This is a genomic window from Haloarcula halophila (assembly GCF_029278565.1).
Taxonomy (GTDB): domain Archaea; phylum Halobacteriota; class Halobacteria; order Halobacteriales; family Haloarculaceae; genus Haloarcula; species Haloarcula halophila.
The window spans coordinates 59,207-73,261 of the sequence record NZ_CP119561.1; the positions used below are offsets into that span (position 1 = coordinate 59,207).

At 62.2% G+C, this 14,055-nt stretch carries 16 protein-coding genes; 11 read left to right on the plus strand and 5 right to left on the minus strand.

All coding sequences use genetic code 11. The features are described from left to right. The first annotated feature begins 97 nt into the window (after window positions 1–97). The 11 genes from P0204_RS18675 to P0204_RS18725 all read left to right on the plus strand — a co-directional run bounded on the left by P0204_RS18675 (window position 98) and on the right by P0204_RS18725 (window position 9,978). On the plus strand, window positions 98–1,315 hold the full coding sequence (locus tag P0204_RS18675) for a GTP-binding protein (protein WP_276224265.1): 1,218 nt from the start codon (window positions 98–100) through the stop codon (window positions 1,313–1,315). Continuing rightward, the gene (locus P0204_RS18680) at window positions 1,315–2,637 is read left to right on the plus strand and encodes a GTP-binding protein (RefSeq protein WP_276224266.1); all 1,323 of its coding nucleotides are present in this window, start codon (window positions 1,315–1,317) and stop codon (window positions 2,635–2,637) included. The genes P0204_RS18675 and P0204_RS18680 overlap by 1 nt, the downstream gene beginning before the upstream one ends. After that, entirely contained in the window at window positions 2,634–3,206 is a 573-nt protein-coding gene (locus P0204_RS18685; protein WP_276224267.1) for a MogA/MoaB family molybdenum cofactor biosynthesis protein, read from the plus strand. The genes P0204_RS18680 and P0204_RS18685 overlap by 4 nt, the downstream gene beginning before the upstream one ends. After that, window positions 3,207–3,596 (plus strand): iron-sulfur cluster assembly scaffold protein, encoded by a 390-nt coding sequence (locus P0204_RS18690; RefSeq protein ID WP_276224269.1) that lies wholly within the window; start codon window positions 3,207–3,209, stop codon window positions 3,594–3,596. A 3-nt stretch (window positions 3,597–3,599) separates the two neighbouring features. Continuing rightward, entirely contained in the window at window positions 3,600–4,265 is a 666-nt protein-coding gene (locus P0204_RS18695) for a cobalt-factor II C(20)-methyltransferase (RefSeq protein WP_276224271.1), read from the plus strand. Window positions 4,266–4,668: 403 nt separating this feature from the next. Beyond that, window positions 4,669–6,258 carry a metal ABC transporter substrate-binding protein gene (locus tag P0204_RS18700; RefSeq protein ID WP_276224305.1) on the plus strand — a complete coding sequence of 530 codons (1,590 nt, stop codon included), beginning with the start codon at window positions 4,669–4,671 and terminating at the stop codon, window positions 6,256–6,258. Then, the gene (locus P0204_RS18705; protein WP_094495650.1) at window positions 6,255–6,476 is read left to right on the plus strand and encodes a DUF7511 domain-containing protein; all 222 of its coding nucleotides are present in this window, start codon (window positions 6,255–6,257) and stop codon (window positions 6,474–6,476) included. The genes P0204_RS18700 and P0204_RS18705 overlap by 4 nt, the downstream gene beginning before the upstream one ends. After that, window positions 6,473–7,246, plus strand: coding sequence for a metal ABC transporter ATP-binding protein (locus P0204_RS18710; RefSeq protein WP_276224306.1), 774 nt, complete (start codon window positions 6,473–6,475; stop codon window positions 7,244–7,246). Before P0204_RS18705 ends, P0204_RS18710 begins: the two co-directional genes overlap by 4 nt. A gap of 5 nt (window positions 7,247–7,251) precedes the next feature. Next, window positions 7,252–8,304: a metal ABC transporter permease gene (locus tag P0204_RS18715; protein ID WP_379801939.1), complete on the plus strand. Its 1,053-nt coding sequence runs from the start codon at window positions 7,252–7,254 to the stop codon at window positions 8,302–8,304. Continuing rightward, the gene (locus tag P0204_RS18720) at window positions 8,301–9,593 is read left to right on the plus strand and encodes an FAD/NAD(P)-binding protein (protein WP_379801937.1); all 1,293 of its coding nucleotides are present in this window, start codon (window positions 8,301–8,303) and stop codon (window positions 9,591–9,593) included. The genes P0204_RS18715 and P0204_RS18720 overlap by 4 nt, the downstream gene beginning before the upstream one ends. Window position 9,594: 1 nt before the next feature. Further along, window positions 9,595–9,978, plus strand: coding sequence for a DUF7124 domain-containing protein (locus P0204_RS18725; protein ID WP_159903703.1), 384 nt, complete (start codon window positions 9,595–9,597; stop codon window positions 9,976–9,978). A gap of 42 nt (window positions 9,979–10,020) precedes the next feature. On the opposite strand, the gene P0204_RS18730 is transcribed toward P0204_RS18725, so the two are convergent. The 5 genes from P0204_RS18730 to nikC all read right to left on the minus strand — a co-directional run bounded on the left by P0204_RS18730 (window position 10,021) and on the right by nikC (window position 14,024). Continuing rightward, window positions 10,021–10,173 (minus strand): C2H2-type zinc finger protein, encoded by a 153-nt coding sequence (locus tag P0204_RS18730; RefSeq protein ID WP_201287904.1) that lies wholly within the window; start codon window positions 10,171–10,173, stop codon window positions 10,021–10,023. 160 nt (window positions 10,174–10,333) lie between these two features. Further along, window positions 10,334–11,029: an NAD(P)/FAD-dependent oxidoreductase gene (locus P0204_RS18735; RefSeq protein WP_276224307.1), complete on the minus strand. Its 696-nt coding sequence runs from the start codon at window positions 11,027–11,029 to the stop codon at window positions 10,334–10,336. A 28-nt stretch (window positions 11,030–11,057) separates the two neighbouring features. After that, a complete protein-coding gene (locus P0204_RS18740) occupies window positions 11,058–12,095 on the minus strand; it encodes an ABC transporter ATP-binding protein (protein WP_276224308.1) in 1,038 nt (345 codons plus the stop codon). Then, the gene (locus P0204_RS18745; RefSeq protein ID WP_276224309.1) at window positions 12,082–13,173 is read right to left on the minus strand and encodes an ABC transporter ATP-binding protein; all 1,092 of its coding nucleotides are present in this window, start codon (window positions 13,171–13,173) and stop codon (window positions 12,082–12,084) included. Before P0204_RS18745 ends, P0204_RS18740 begins: the two co-directional genes overlap by 14 nt. Then, entirely contained in the window at window positions 13,170–14,024 is an 855-nt protein-coding gene (gene nikC, locus P0204_RS18750) for a nickel transporter permease (RefSeq protein ID WP_276224475.1), read from the minus strand. Before nikC ends, P0204_RS18745 begins: the two co-directional genes overlap by 4 nt. Between the last annotated feature and the right edge of the window lie 31 nt (window positions 14,025–14,055).

Sequence of the window (14,055 nt, forward strand, 5' to 3'; positions counted from 1 at the left end):
TACTAAAATTCTATTCTGAGTTATTAGTATCTGTTATGACTGTGGGAACTGTACCGTAATAATTAGTATTTTAGTATAGTAGATTCATAACCCGCGTATGCCGTTCAACAACGACCCAATCCCGGTGACAATTCTCAGCGGAAGCCTCGGTGCCGGCAAGACGACGACGCTCAACCACATTCTCAGTAGCGAGCAGGAACTGAACGCTGCCATCTTAGTCAACGATATGGGCGAAGTGAACGTCGACGCCGACCTCGTCGAACGCGAGTCGGATCTCACCCAGAACGACGACGAGATCATCGAGCTGTCGAACGGGTGTATCTGCTGTCGGCTCCGTGGCGATATGCTCGACGAAGTGGGACGATTGGCCGAAGAGCGAGACTTCGAATACCTCCTCGTGGAATCGTCTGGAATCAGCGAACCGATTCCGGTCGCCCAGACGTTCGCCCGCGGATTTGAGGACGCGGAGTTCGACCCTACGGGGGTCTACGAACTCGACACGATGGTCAGTGTCGTCGACGCACACAGCTTCTGGCAGGGTTTCGACTCCGGACAGGTGCTCACTGACGATGAAATGGAGCCGCAGGGCAATCGTGTCCCCGAGGAAGCCCTCATGGACCAGATCGAGTTCTGCGACGTTCTCCTGTTGAACAAGTGCGACCTCGTCCCGGACGACGAACTCGAGGAGATGGAGGCCGTCCTGAAGACGCTCCAGCCGCGAGCGAAGATCATCCGGACCGAACACGGCGCCGTCGATCCCGAGGAGATCCTGAACACGGGTCGATTCGACTTCGAGGAAGCAAGCCAGTCCGCCGGGTGGAAGCGTGAACTCCAGCACGGACATCACCACGAGTCAGCCGCCGATGAACACGGCGTCACGTCCTTCGTCTTCGACGCCGACCGACCGTTCCATCCCGAGCGGATCGCTCGTCTCTTTGCTGATCTTCCCGACGGTATCGTTCGCGCAAAAGGCTTTTTCTGGTCCGCCGGTCGCGAAGACATCGCGATGGGGCTCGACAAAGCAGGCCAGTCGGTCCGGGCCGGTCCGAAAGGGACGTGGATCGCCACGCTCCCAAAGGCCCAACAGGAGCGCTACTTCACCGCCCGACCCGGCATCAAAGAGGACTGGGACGACCAGTGGGGCGACCGCGGATCAGAACTCGTGTTCATCGGCCGCGAATTCGATCAGGAGACACTAACCGAGCGACTGGAAGATTGTGTCCTCTCAGACGCAGAAATGGAGGAGGACTGGAACGAGTATCCGGATCCGTTCACCGCCGACGAACAGCGCGAACTCGCACTGGCTGACGACTGATGGCCGTCGACGAGCAACCCCCGGTCACGATCCTCAGTGGCGGGCTCGGCGCCGGAAAGACGACCCTGCTCAACCACCTCCTTACCATCGGGGGCGAGGAGTACGATATCGCCGTTCTGGTCAACGACGTCGGCGAGGTGAATGTCGACGCCGACCTCATCGAGAATGGCTCCGAACTCTCGATGGAAGACGGCGGTGTCACGGAGCTCTCGAACGGCTGTATCTGCTGTGGGCTGCAGAACGAACTCGATCAGGAACTGAGACGCCTCGCGTTCGACGAGGAGTTCGACTATCTGGTCATCGAAGCCTCGGGTATCAGCGATCCAGTCCCCATCGCCCAGCGGTTCATCTCGCCCGCACGTGCGTCGGCACTGTACGCTCTCGATACGACCGTCACGGTGGTCGACGCCGCACAGTTCCATCAGGCGTTCGTCGATGGCCGCCCACTCAAGTCGACAGACGACGACGCCCGACCGCTGTCGGACCTCCTCGCCGAGCAAGTCGAGTTCTGCGACGTACTCGTCCTCAACAAGTGCGATCTCGTTTCCGAGACAGAGCGCGAAGCGGTCGAACGCGTCGTCCGAACACTCCATCCCGGGGTCGACGTCGTCCGAACGACCGAAAGCACCGTCGACCCGGAACGAGTTCTCGGAACGGGTCGGTTCGATCAAGACGAGGCGAGTGACTCCGCCCGGTGGAAACAGGCACTCTCGACCGATCACGGAGACAGCACAGACGTCGATTCAGACGACCACCACGAGAGCCAGACGGAGGCGGACGACCACAGTCACGAACATGGCGACGACCACGACCATAGCCACGACGAAGCGCACGACCATCGTCACCCACCAGAGGAATTCGGTGTCGACTCGTTCGTCTACGAGCGCCACCGGCCGTTCCACCCCGAACGCTTCAGCGAGTGGCTCCGTTCGTTCCCCGATTCCGTCGTCAGAGCCAAGGGCCACCTGTGGGTCGCTGGCCGCGAGCGCTACGCCCTCGACCTGAGCCAGGCGGGAACACAGACCCACGTCGAGGTCAACGGGCGGTGGGCAGTCACACTCCCCGAGTTCCAGCGCGAGTCCTACCGCGAATCGCGGTCGGACCTCCACTGGGACGAACAGTGGGGTGACCGCGAAGTGAAACTCGTCTTCATCGGGGCTGGGATGGACGAATCCAGCATCGCCGATACGCTCGACGACTGCCTCGTTTCGGAGACCGGGATGGAAGACGACTGGGAGGCGTTCGAGAATCCGTTCCCGGGGACGATGGAGTGGTCGCAGCCCCCGATGGAACAACGCCTCGTGGTAGGTGACCTATCGTGATCCGGAATGACCGCGAACTTCCTCCAGCAGCGGACCGACGGACGACTGATGCCGACGGCCACGACTGTATCGACCCGCTGGGCGTGGCCATCGTAACCGTGTCCTCGTCCCGCGGAGACGGCGTCGAAAAGACGCCACCCGACCCCAGTGGCGACGCCATTGCGAGTATCCTCGTCGAAGCGGGCCACGTCGTCACGTCACGCCGGATGGTTCCGGACGACTACGTCCGGATCAAGACCACAGTGAGCGACTGCCTGGATCGACCGGATGTCGACCTCGTCGTGACCACAGGCGGAACGGGAGTCACCGTCGACGACGTCACTCCGGACGCGGTGAGCGAACTCTTCGACCGCGAACTGCCGGGCTTCGGCGAAGCGTTCCGATGGCTCTCGTGGGAGGAGGTACGAACGCGTATCGTCTCAACCCGTGCGACAGCGGGCATCGCCCGCGACGTGCCAGTGTTCGTGCTCCCGGGAAGTGTGAACGCCGTCGAGCTCGCCACGGCGGAGATTATCAGCGAGGAAGCCCCGCATCTTGCCGGACTCGCAACCCGACACAAGGTCGAATAGATGCAGGGTTCTAAAATGTATCAGGAGGTAATCCTGGATCACTACCGTAACCCTCGAAGGTGGGGCCGCCTCTCGCCGGTTACCTTCTCGCACACTGGCGAGAATACCTCCTGTGGCGACGAACTCACGTTTGATCTCAGACTCGCCAAGGACGGTGAGACGATCGAAGAGGTCACGTTTACTGGAGAAGGCTGTGCGATCAGCATTGCGAGTGCGAGCCTGCTCGCCGAAGAACTCCCAGGAATGACGCTCTCGGAGGTTCGTGACCTCGACCGTGAGGACGCCCTCGATCTCTTGGGAATCGAGCTGACGCCGATGCGCGTCCCGTGTGCTGTGCTCGCGGAGAAAGTGGTTCAGGACGGTATCGAGAGCCACGAGGAGGACACGTAACCGATGACGCTCTACGGAATCGGGCTGGGACCGGGTTCGGCGGACCTGCTCACGGTTCGCGGCAAACGACGACTCGAATCGGTCGACGTCGTCTACTCACCGGGACGACTGTCACGGCGCGTCGCAGCCGAGTACGTTTCCGAATCGAAACTGAGTGACCTCGAGTTCCCGATGACGACCGATCCCAAAGAACTCCAGGCAGCGTGGGAGACGGCGGCCGCGGAAGTCGCGCCGAAAGCGCGAGAGGCCGACGCGGCGTTCGTCACGCTCGGCGATCCCTGTATCTACTCGACGTTCGGGCACCTGCGTCGGACGCTTCGCGAGCAGCATCCCAGCATCGACATCGAAGTCGTTCCTGGTGTCAGCAGTGTGACGGCGTTCGCTTCGGTCCTCGGGGTCGACATCGACGCTGGCGCTGAACTGACGCTACGCGAGGCGACCGACGGCGAAGCACCGATCGGTCCGAATCGGTTGATCCTGTTCAAAGTGACTGACGCACCGACGACCTACGAAAAGATGACTGAAGCAGGGTACGAGGTGACGTTCGGACGGCGACTCTTCATGGATTCGGAAGAGGCCCTCGTTACGAACGATCCCGGTGAGGTAACTGATCGAGACTACTACACGCTCGCGTACGCAGAGAAACGGGAGGCGACCGGGTCTGCGTGATGGGCGGACGCTGTCGGTCGTCCGGGGTAGGACCAACGTGAAGTGTCCTCAGGCGATGACGCCGAGGGTTTCTAGTTCTTCGGTGGAGTATTCCGTGCGGAGTTCTTCCATCGAGTGTTCTTCGAGAACCTCCGCTCGCTGTTCGTCACTCATCTCGGTCAACTCGCTGAAGCAGTGGCACATTGCAACCGTATCTGGGTGCCACAGCTACTAAATGCCTGTTAGCACGCTTCTCGGACTTATGTAATACGGAATCTGAGGTAGCAACGATTAGCAATTCCAGAGCCCACGTTAGTTATTCCGGCATCGGTTAGTAAGTCCCTCCCTCACCTAGATAGAGATTATTAACTCTACCGCACAAAATCATAGCTCTTATTATCTAGTCTATCAGTGTTAACAACAGATGCCTCGATACACCCGACGACGACTCGTCGCAACTGGAATCGGATTCACCACCATCGGCTCCCTCGCTGGCTGTCTCTCGAACGACGCCAGCTCTAATGATTCAGGTGGAGCCGGGCCGGAAGCCCAGTCTTCGTTCTTCGTATTCGGGGACTTGGCCAGTCAGGTTGCAGGCGACACTGCGACCGCAGAGACGCTCGTCCCGATCGGCCAACACGGCCACGGGTGGGAGCCTGGCTCCAAAATACAGGGAACGATCCTCGAATCGGATCTCTTCCTCTACGGGATGGAGGGATTCCAGCCTTGGGCTGACGACCTCGTGACGAGTCTCCGTGACGACGACGCCGATGTCGACATCGTCGCTGCTGGTGCTGGTATCGACCTCATCGAAGGCGGACACGACCACGGTCACGAAGAAGACCACGAGGGGGAACACGAGGAAGGCCACGAGGAAGGCCACGACGGCGAAGGAGAACACGGCCACGACGAACACGAAGAGGGAGACCACGAGGAGCACCACGGCGAATCGGTCCCGTGGGAGTGGGTTGGTCTCTACCACCTCGAAGCTGGCACCTACACGTACACGTTCCACGAGGGCCCTGATCCGAAGATGCAGCTAGCCGTTATCGCAACCGAAGAGGGCGGCGACCACGGCATTCACCACGTCGAGGAGACCGCAACCACCCTCTACGGCGACCACGACACGCACACACCGGTAGAAGGCGGAGAGACCCTCACGCCGTCCAGTGAGTCACTCTACCACCTCCAGTTCGCGGATTCCGGCGAGACGACGTTCTCCCTCGATATCGAAACGGAGGGCCACTACGTACTCTTCGCCCAGCACGCTCCCGCGGAGTTCGACGCGACGCTCACCAACAGCAGTGGGTCGGCCATCGAACCCGAAGTGACCGAGACTGCCGGCGAATACGGACACGAGGGCGATGGCGAGCACGAAGGTGAACACGACCATGAGAGTGGAGAGGAACACGAAGGCGAGCACGAGGGAGAAAACGAACACGAAGGCGAGGAGGGACACAACCACGACCACTCCGGCGGAACGGACCCGCACTTCTGGCTAGACCCGGAGCGAGCGAAGCAGGCGGTCGACAACATCCGGAGCGGGTTCGTCGACGTCGACAGCGACAATGCCAGTGCCTACGCCGAGAACGCCGAGTCGTACCGTAATCGTCTAGACGAACTCGACGAGTCGTTCCAGTCCGCGCTGGAGGGCGCCTCGAAAGACGTCGTGTTTGTCGCGGGTCACAACGCCTTCCAGTATCTCGGCCAGCGCTACGGATTCGAAGTACAGACGCTGACGGGACTGTCACCGGACGACCAGCCGACGCCGAAGGATATCGAGCGGGCCCAAGAGATCATTGCCGAGCACGACCTCCAGTACGTCTGCGCGGATCCGCTCGAATCCCAGACCGCGGCGAACCAGCTCGTCGAAGAAACCGACGCCACCGAAGTCCTGCCGCTGACGCCGATTCCCGGACAGACCCAGGAGTGGGCCGACGAGGACTGGGGCTATGTCGAGATCATGGAAAACATCAATCTCGAGACGCTGAAGCAGGCCCTCGACGCAGAATGAGCGACACCACGTCTGGCGACACGGAACCGGAGTGGGACGGGAACGCCGAGCCCGGTCCGTCCGAGAGCCCTCGTTCGGGATTGATGGCACTGGTTGTCGGCCCTGCGGAGAGACCCGTCTGTACGATCTATCCGCCGGACGTGGCTGTTCCGTATCGGACGACGACCTGGATTACGGCGTACGGGAACTCGTTCGTCGACCTCGACGACTACCGATGACGACAGCAACGACGGAGAGGGAACGGGCGGGAGACCCTCTCATCAGCGTCGACGACGTCACATTCGGCTACGGAGAGATCCCGGTTCTCGAGTCGGTGTCGATCGACGTCGAACCCGGATCCTTCCTCGGACTGGTCGGGCCGAACGGCAGCGGCAAGAGCACGCTGCTCGACCTGATGCTCGGTCTCCGACGGCCCGACAGTGGAACGGTTTCGCTGTTCGGCGAACCCGCCCACGAGTTCGACGCCGGTGAGCGAATCGGATACGTCGCACAGGACGCGACGAAGGCGGCGCGCGATATGCCGGTCACGGTTCGAGAAGTTGTCGAGATGGGGCGGTACCCGCGGCGGCTCTTCGGCCGATTCTCGACAGCGGACCGGCGAGCGGTCGAGGAGGCGCTGGAACAGGTCGGAATCACAGATATCGCGTCTCGTCGAGTCGGCCGACTGTCCGGTGGCCAACGACAACGGGTCTTCATCGCCCGTGCGCTCGCCTCGGAGGCCGACCTGCTCGCACTCGACGAACCGACGGTCGGCGTCGATGCCGAATCCAGAGAGGAGTTCTACAGCCTCCTGCACGACCTGAATGCGACCGGGCTGACCGTCATCCTCATCGAACACGACATCGGGGTCGTCACCACCTACGCGACGGATATCGCGTGTCTCAACCGCGAACTGTACTTCGACGGTGACCCCAGTACGTTCGTCGAAACGGACGCCCTCGCGCAAGCGTACGGGACCGATCAGCACGTCCTCCACCACGACCACTGACCATGATGCAATCCTCCTCACTTGACGCAGGCGTGCCGTTCGACGAAGTGACCGCTGTCCTATGGATCGGTGGCATACTCATCGACGGCGTCGAGTGGTTCCTCGACCACATCTTCGGTCCCGGAATGGACGTGTTGGCCGACCTGCTCGGCACACCGATGCTTGGATATCCCTACATGCAGCGAGCCTACCTCGCTGCGGTATGTATCGCTGTCATCGGCCCGATCGTCGGGACGTTCCTCGTCCATCGAGAGATGGCGATGATCGGCGACACCCTCGCACACACAGCCTTCGCCGGCGTCGCCGTCGGACTGTTCCTCAATTCGGCCCTCTCGCTCACGCTGTCCCCGCTGCTCACCGCGTTCGTGGTCGCAGTCGTCACGGCGCTGCTCGTGGAGTTACTCGTCGAACACGCCGGGGCGTACAGCGACACCTCGCTGGCGATCGTCCTGACGGGCGGGTTCGCCGTCGGCAGTATCCTCATCACTGCAACCGACGGTGGCATTGCGGTCGGCATCGACGCCTACCTCTTCGGCAGTCTGGCGACCGTCTCGACGGAGAACGTCGGGATTCTCGTGTTGATGAGCGTCCTCGTCGGCAGCCTCGTCACGCTGGCGTATCGGCCACTCCTGTACGTCACGTTCGATGCGACGGCCGCCCGCGCGGCGCGACTGAATGTCCGCCTGTACAAACGCCTCATGGTCGTGCTCACGGCGATGGTCGTCGTTAGCGCGATGCAGATCATGGGCGTCATTCTGGTCGCTGCGATGCTTGTCGTTCCGGTCGCCGCCGCGGCGCAGGTCGCCGGGAGTTTCAAGCAGTCTATCTGGTTGGCGGTCCTTGCTGCCGAGTTCGCGGCGATAGCCGGTGTGACACTATCGTACGTCTATGGAATTGCGGCCGGTGGCTCGATTGTCGTCGCGGCGATTGCTGTGTACGCTGTCGCCCTCGGCTTCCAGGGGCTGGCGCATCGTCTCCCAACCGTTCAACGGCTCCGAAGCCAACGGCCCGGACAGACCCGAGAAGGACTCGAAGCCGACGGAGGCGAGCGAGAGTGACCGTCGACGGACTGGACACCGATCACACGATGAGCGGGCCAAAGTCCTACGAGTACGTGATCATCGGTGGCGGTATTCACGGAACGTGCCTGGCGAACTATCTCCTCACCGAGGGAGCGTACAGACACCAGGACCTCTGTCTCGTCGAACCTCGCGAGCAGTTACTCGCGTCGTTCGAGACCAAGGCTCGTCAGTGCGGAATGCGAACGCTCCGGTCGACGTTCGTCCACCATATCGGCACAGAGCCGTTCTCGCTTGAATCGTTCGCGGAGGGGGCAGGTCGGGAGGCCGAACTCGTCTCGACGGAAAACTATCCAAATCGACCGACGCTGGAACTCTTTCTCGACCACGCTCGAAACGTCATTGACCGGCGTGGTATCCACGAGTGTCACCTCCAGTCGAGGGCGACGGGAGTTACCAGGACTGGGGCAGGCGATCGACTCGAAGTACAGACGGATGCTGGGTCGCTCGAAGCTCGCCACGTCGTGTTAGCCATCGGACTCGGTGGCTCGCGAACGCTCCCCACGTGGGGGACGTCACTCCCGGACGACGCCCCGCTCGTTCACGTCTGGTACGACGAGTTCGACCCGACGACAGCAGCGGAATTTTCGGGGCCGACGTTCGTCGTTGGGGGCGGTATCACCGCTGGGCAACTTGCCTGCTGCCTCTCGGAACACACAGACGTGACACTCCTTTCGCGTCACGACCTCGATATCGAACTGACCGAAGCCGACCCGTACTGGATCAACTGGCGACACATCGAACAGGAGATTCACACGCTCCCGCCGGGGTCGAAGGCCCGTCTTGACCGGATTCGGGCCGCCCGCAACGACGCGACGATTCCGCCGTACGTCGAACGTCGACTGGACGAAGCCCGTGACTGTGACGACCTCGAACTCCGACGCGGCGAGATCGCGTCTGCATACGCGACAGACGAGGGATTACTGGTGCGGTTCGACGACGGCACGACCGCAACGAATGCACAAGTTGTCCTCGCGACCGGACTCGATCCAGTCCCAGAGCATCCATTAGTCGGATCCGTCGCCGAGTCGTTGTCACTCGAGCGCGGGGCTGGCGGCTTTCCCGTCCTCGACGACCGGACGCTCGCGTGGCGAGGGACCGATGGCAGCCGTTCTGCGGTGTACGTTTCGGGAGCGCTCGCAGAACCCAGCGTCGGTCCTTTCGCCCGGAATATCGTCGGTGCTCGTCGAGTCGCAGAACGGCTCCTCGCATCAGGAGCCGGGGCCGGTTCACGGGGAGTACCGTCGGCCCCCAGAGGAAGGTCCTAAGATGCCTTCGAACGACCTCACGCTCGCCTTCTCGTTACAGGCACTCGAGAAGCTCGCACGACCGAAACGAGCATTCGAAGACGCCGCAACGTGGACCAGCTACATCGGGATCGTCTCCTCGGAGTCGTCCTTCGTCGAACGACGGCGAGTACGAGAGGCGGGATACCCCCAGGACTTCTTATCGGGTCCGCGTTCAATCGAAGAGGCACTCTCGAGTCTTCGAAATCACTTCGAGACGGAACGGTACGTGTTCGTCGGGACGGACGAGACCGACGGGATCGTAGAGACAGTGCCTGAGTGGTCCTTCCAATCACTGACCGACGCTGCAACGGCTGCGGACTGGCGGCTTGAGAGTGCGTCAACAGTTGATGACGATTGGCCCTGACAGAGAAGGGGAGTTCCAGCGAACTCTCGGCGAGCTATTCGCTCAGTGGTTCTCGTGGATGTGGTCGCGCAGCGCGTCGGTCTCCTCGAACTTCTCGTCGCACTCGGCACACGTGTTGTGGTGAAGCGCGACGTGCTGGGTCACGCCAGCAGCGCTCTGGAACTGTGCATCGCAACTGGAGCAGGTGTACGACATTACATTAACAACTGAGGCCCTGAGTCACTAAAAGGGTTATTAAAAATGAAGTCAGTAGAATTGCTACGCAGTATTAATTCGCTCACCAGAATAACTAACCGCCCACCAGACGGTTCTACATAATACGTTCCGAGAGAATGCGTCGGCGTCGGCTTGTAGTTTACCTCGACCCGAAGAACGTTCGCATATATTCGTTTGCGTACTCGACACGGTGTCGTCGTTCGCTATGGTCGATCTCTTCGACGCCGACCGGCACCTCGCGGTCGTATTGTTCGTAGTAGCCTTCGGGTGCGACCCAATCGTTGTAGAATTCGGGGTCGACTTCTTCGACGATCTCGAGTGCCACGCGGGCACCGTCGCCTGCGTTGACGATCGCCTGGTGGTGGGTGTCGGTGATCCGGCCAGCGGCGTACACGCCGTCGACGTTGGTCTCCCCTCTGTCGTCGGTCGGAACCACGGAAACGGAACCACAACCGGATTCGGGCACCGTCTCGACGTCCAGCGCTTCGAGATAGTCGCCATCGGACCAGGAAGCCGCAAGTAGTCGATCGGTGGTGATCGACCCTTGGTCGAGCGTGAGAACGAAGCCGCTCTCCGCGACCGCTGCAGAAGCAACCGACTCCTCAATCATTGTACAGCCCGCCTCGCGAGCGTGTCGTTTGACCAGCTCCAACAACGACTGGGGTTCGACCCCTGCCGGAAAGCCGAGGTAGTTCTCGACGAACGCACATTTCTGGAGCGTCGAACGGCCGTTCGATACGACGACGGTGTCGAGCCCGGCCCGGCTACAGAACACTCCGGCCGAACAGCCCGCTGGACCGCCGCCAACAATCGCTACGTCGTAGTTCTCAGTCATCGTTTTCAGTGAATCTGACAGTTGCGTTCTACTCCCGAGACCGGTCGGCGCCGCTCTCGCCCGTGGCCTCGGGAGCGTGAAGACAGCGAACACGCGTCGGTTCGACCATCTCGAAGTCGGGATGATTTTCGGCACATTCCGTCGTTGCGGCCGGACAGCGCGGATGGAACGGACACCCGGTCGGTCGGTCCGCCGGGTCCGGCGGGTCACCGTCGAGCGGCGTCGGCGGGCCGTCTCGGGGATCGTCACTGGGAATCGCGCGGACTAACGCCTCGGTGTACGGGTGATTCGGATGCTGGAATAGACCGCTCACATCGCCCGCTTCCACTATTTCCCCGGCGTACATAACCGCGACTCTGTCCGCGAGGTATCGGACGACGGCGAGGTCGTGGGAGACGAAGAGATATCCGACACCGAATCTGCGCTGTACATCCGCCAGCAGATTGAGCACCGTCGACTGCGTGGCCACGTCGAGACCGGAAACCGGCTCGTCAAGGACGATCACTTCCGGGTCGTGGGCCAGGGCTCGGGCCAGGGCGACGCGCTGAATCTGCCCGCCCGATAGCGCTCGGGGATACCGGTCGGCGATTCTCGGGTCAAGATCGACGCTCCGCAACAGTTCGTCGACGCTGTCCATCCCAGTTGCCACTGCCGCCTCCGTTTCGGTGTCGGTGTGTGCCTCGGAGAGCGACCGACCGACCGTCCACCGCGGGTCGAAACTTCCGCGTGCGTGCTGAAACACGACACCGGTCTGTCGACGCTGGGCAGTGGACCGCTCCGAGATTCCGCCGACACGAGTGCCATTCAGACGAACCTGACCCTGGTCCGGCGTGAGCTGACCGGTGAGGGTCTTCGCGAGCGTGGACTTTCCACAGCCGCTCTCACCGACGAGCCCGACGGTCTCTCCGCTGTGGACGGCCAGTGACACGTCACAGACCGCTCGTTGCGGTTCGTCGCCGCCCCACAGTCGATCGAGGAGCGAGTCCGCTCTCGAGAACGCCTTCGAGACGTTCCGTAACTCGATCACCGGGAGCATTTCGTCCGCGGTTCGGTCACTCCGTGTCATGCTGTCGTCCTCCATCGACCATCGGCGCCTCTTGCCCACGAGATGACGCTTGCGCGGCAAAGAGGGGCGCTTCCGGGCAAGCCAGCCGATGGTCTGCGGCGCGTTCGGTCATCAGAATAGGGCCCTCACGACACGTCGCGGTCGCGTGCCGACAACGGTCGGCGAACGGACACCCTTCGTGCCCCCCGACGGAGTCGGGTGGGCGGCCGTCGAGTGACCGAACCCGCTCGTCCCGGCTGCTGTTCCGGACCGAACACTCGAGCAGCGCTCTGGTGTACGGATGTTCCGGCGCGGTCAGTATCCGCTCGACCGGGCCGGCCTCCATGACCCGGCCACCGTACATCACGACGACGCGGTCACACGTCTGGGCGATCACGCCGAGATCGTGAGAGATGAGGAGGACACCGATGTCCCGGTCGTCGCTCAGCGATCGCAGCCGCCCGAGAATATCTGCCTGCGTCGTGGTGTCGAGCGCCGTCGTCGGTTCGTCGGCGATCAGCAGCTCGGGTTCGCTCGCGAGCGCGACTGCGAGAACCGCGCGCTGACGGAGTCCACCCGAAAACTCGTGCGGGAACGCCGAGGAGCGCGATTCTGGATTCGGGATGTCCATCCGATCCATCAACTCGACGGCGCGCTCGCGTGCGCTCTCCCAGGCCGTCTGGTCCCGAAACGGGGGTAGACCGAGGAAATCCAACAACCCTTGCCGGTCCTCGGTTTCGTGTATCCGGACCGCCTCGGCGATCTGTTCGCCGATCGGGAACACCGGATTCAGCGTCTCCGTCGGGTCCTGGAAGACCATCGAGACGTCGTTCCCGCGGATCCGCTGGACGGTCGACTCGTCGGCAGTCGTCAGCTCGGTCCCGTCGAAGGCGATCGACCCGCTGACGATCCGTCCCGGGTCTTCGAGCCGACAGATCGACCGGGCAGTGACGGACTTGCCGCTGCCGCTCTCGCCGAGGACGCCGACGACTTCGCCTCGGTCGACGGTCAACGATACCCCGTCTACCGCGTGGACCGTTCCGCGGTCGGTGTCGAACCGGGTATGCAAGTCTTCGACGCGAAGCAGTGGATCGCTCATAGTTGTTCCATCTGTGCTGACTGTGTCGGCGAGAGCTGGTCCCTGAGACTGTCTCCGAGGAGGTTGAACCCGAGCACGGCGAGCATGATACAGATGCCGGGGGCGTTGACGAGCCACCACGCCTGCCGGAGGTAGTTTCGCCCCGATGCCAGCATCGTTCCCCACTCCGGCGTGGGCGGTTGCGCACCCAGGCCGAGGAAAGACAGTCCGGCCGTCCCGAGAATCACGCCACCGATATCGAGCGTCGCGAGAACGACCACCGGTGCGATGACGTTCGGAATCAGGTGGCGGATGACGACGTGCGTTCTGGATCTGCCGAGCAGTCTGGCGGCGGTCACGAACTCGCGCTCCCGGAGCGAGAGGACTTTGCTTCGAACCAGCCTGGCGTACGACGCCCAGCCGACGACCGCTAGTGCGAGCATCACGTTCACGAGGCTCGGACCGAGAATCCCGGCGATGACGAGCGCGAGCACGATTCCGGGAAACGCCAACAGCGTGTCGACGAGTCGCATCAGCGCCTCGTCGACCCATCCGCCGGCGTATCCCGCGACCAGACCCACCGCCGTACCGACGACGAGTCGCACGCTCGTCACGGCCACAGCGATACCGAACGACAGCCTCGCACCGTGGAGGAGTCGCGTGAGGACGTCGCGCCCGAGCTGGTCGGTGCCGAGCGGATGGGAGAGCGACGGCGATTCGAGCCGGTTGGACAGGTCCTGCGTGACCGGGTCGTACGGCGATACCATCGGACCGAATATCGCGAGTGTGAGCAGTCCGAGCACGATACCCAGACCGACCCGTGCGAGGCGATCCGATGGGATCACTTCTAGCCACTCTCTCCGTCGGTCGATCTCCGTCTGTGTTGCCGCTCCGGCTGGCTGC

Coding starts and splice junctions, on each gene's coding strand:
- P0204_RS18675 (WP_276224265.1), top strand. CDS start 98: ATGCCGTTCAACAACGACCCAATCCCGGTGACAATTCTCAGCGGAAGC.
- P0204_RS18680 (WP_276224266.1), top strand. CDS start 1,315: ATGGCCGTCGACGAGCAACCCCCGGTCACGATCCTCAGTGGCGGGCTC.
- P0204_RS18690 (WP_276224269.1), top strand. CDS start 3,207: ATGCAGGGTTCTAAAATGTATCAGGAGGTAATCCTGGATCACTACCGT.
- P0204_RS18695 (WP_276224271.1), top strand. CDS start 3,600: ATGACGCTCTACGGAATCGGGCTGGGACCGGGTTCGGCGGACCTGCTC.
- P0204_RS18700 (WP_276224305.1), top strand. CDS start 4,669: ATGCCTCGATACACCCGACGACGACTCGTCGCAACTGGAATCGGATTC.
- P0204_RS18705 (WP_094495650.1), top strand. CDS start 6,255: ATGAGCGACACCACGTCTGGCGACACGGAACCGGAGTGGGACGGGAAC.
- P0204_RS18710 (WP_276224306.1), top strand. CDS start 6,473: ATGACGACAGCAACGACGGAGAGGGAACGGGCGGGAGACCCTCTCATC.
- P0204_RS18715 (WP_379801939.1), top strand. CDS start 7,252: ATGCAATCCTCCTCACTTGACGCAGGCGTGCCGTTCGACGAAGTGACC.
- P0204_RS18725 (WP_159903703.1), top strand. CDS start 9,595: ATGCCTTCGAACGACCTCACGCTCGCCTTCTCGTTACAGGCACTCGAG.
- P0204_RS18730 (WP_201287904.1), bottom strand. CDS start 10,173: ATGTCGTACACCTGCTCCAGTTGCGATGCACAGTTCCAGAGCGCTGCT.
- P0204_RS18735 (WP_276224307.1), bottom strand. CDS start 11,029: ATGACTGAGAACTACGACGTAGCGATTGTTGGCGGCGGTCCAGCGGGC.
- P0204_RS18740 (WP_276224308.1), bottom strand. CDS start 12,095: ATGACACGGAGTGACCGAACCGCGGACGAAATGCTCCCGGTGATCGAG.
- P0204_RS18745 (WP_276224309.1), bottom strand. CDS start 13,173: ATGAGCGATCCACTGCTTCGCGTCGAAGACTTGCATACCCGGTTCGAC.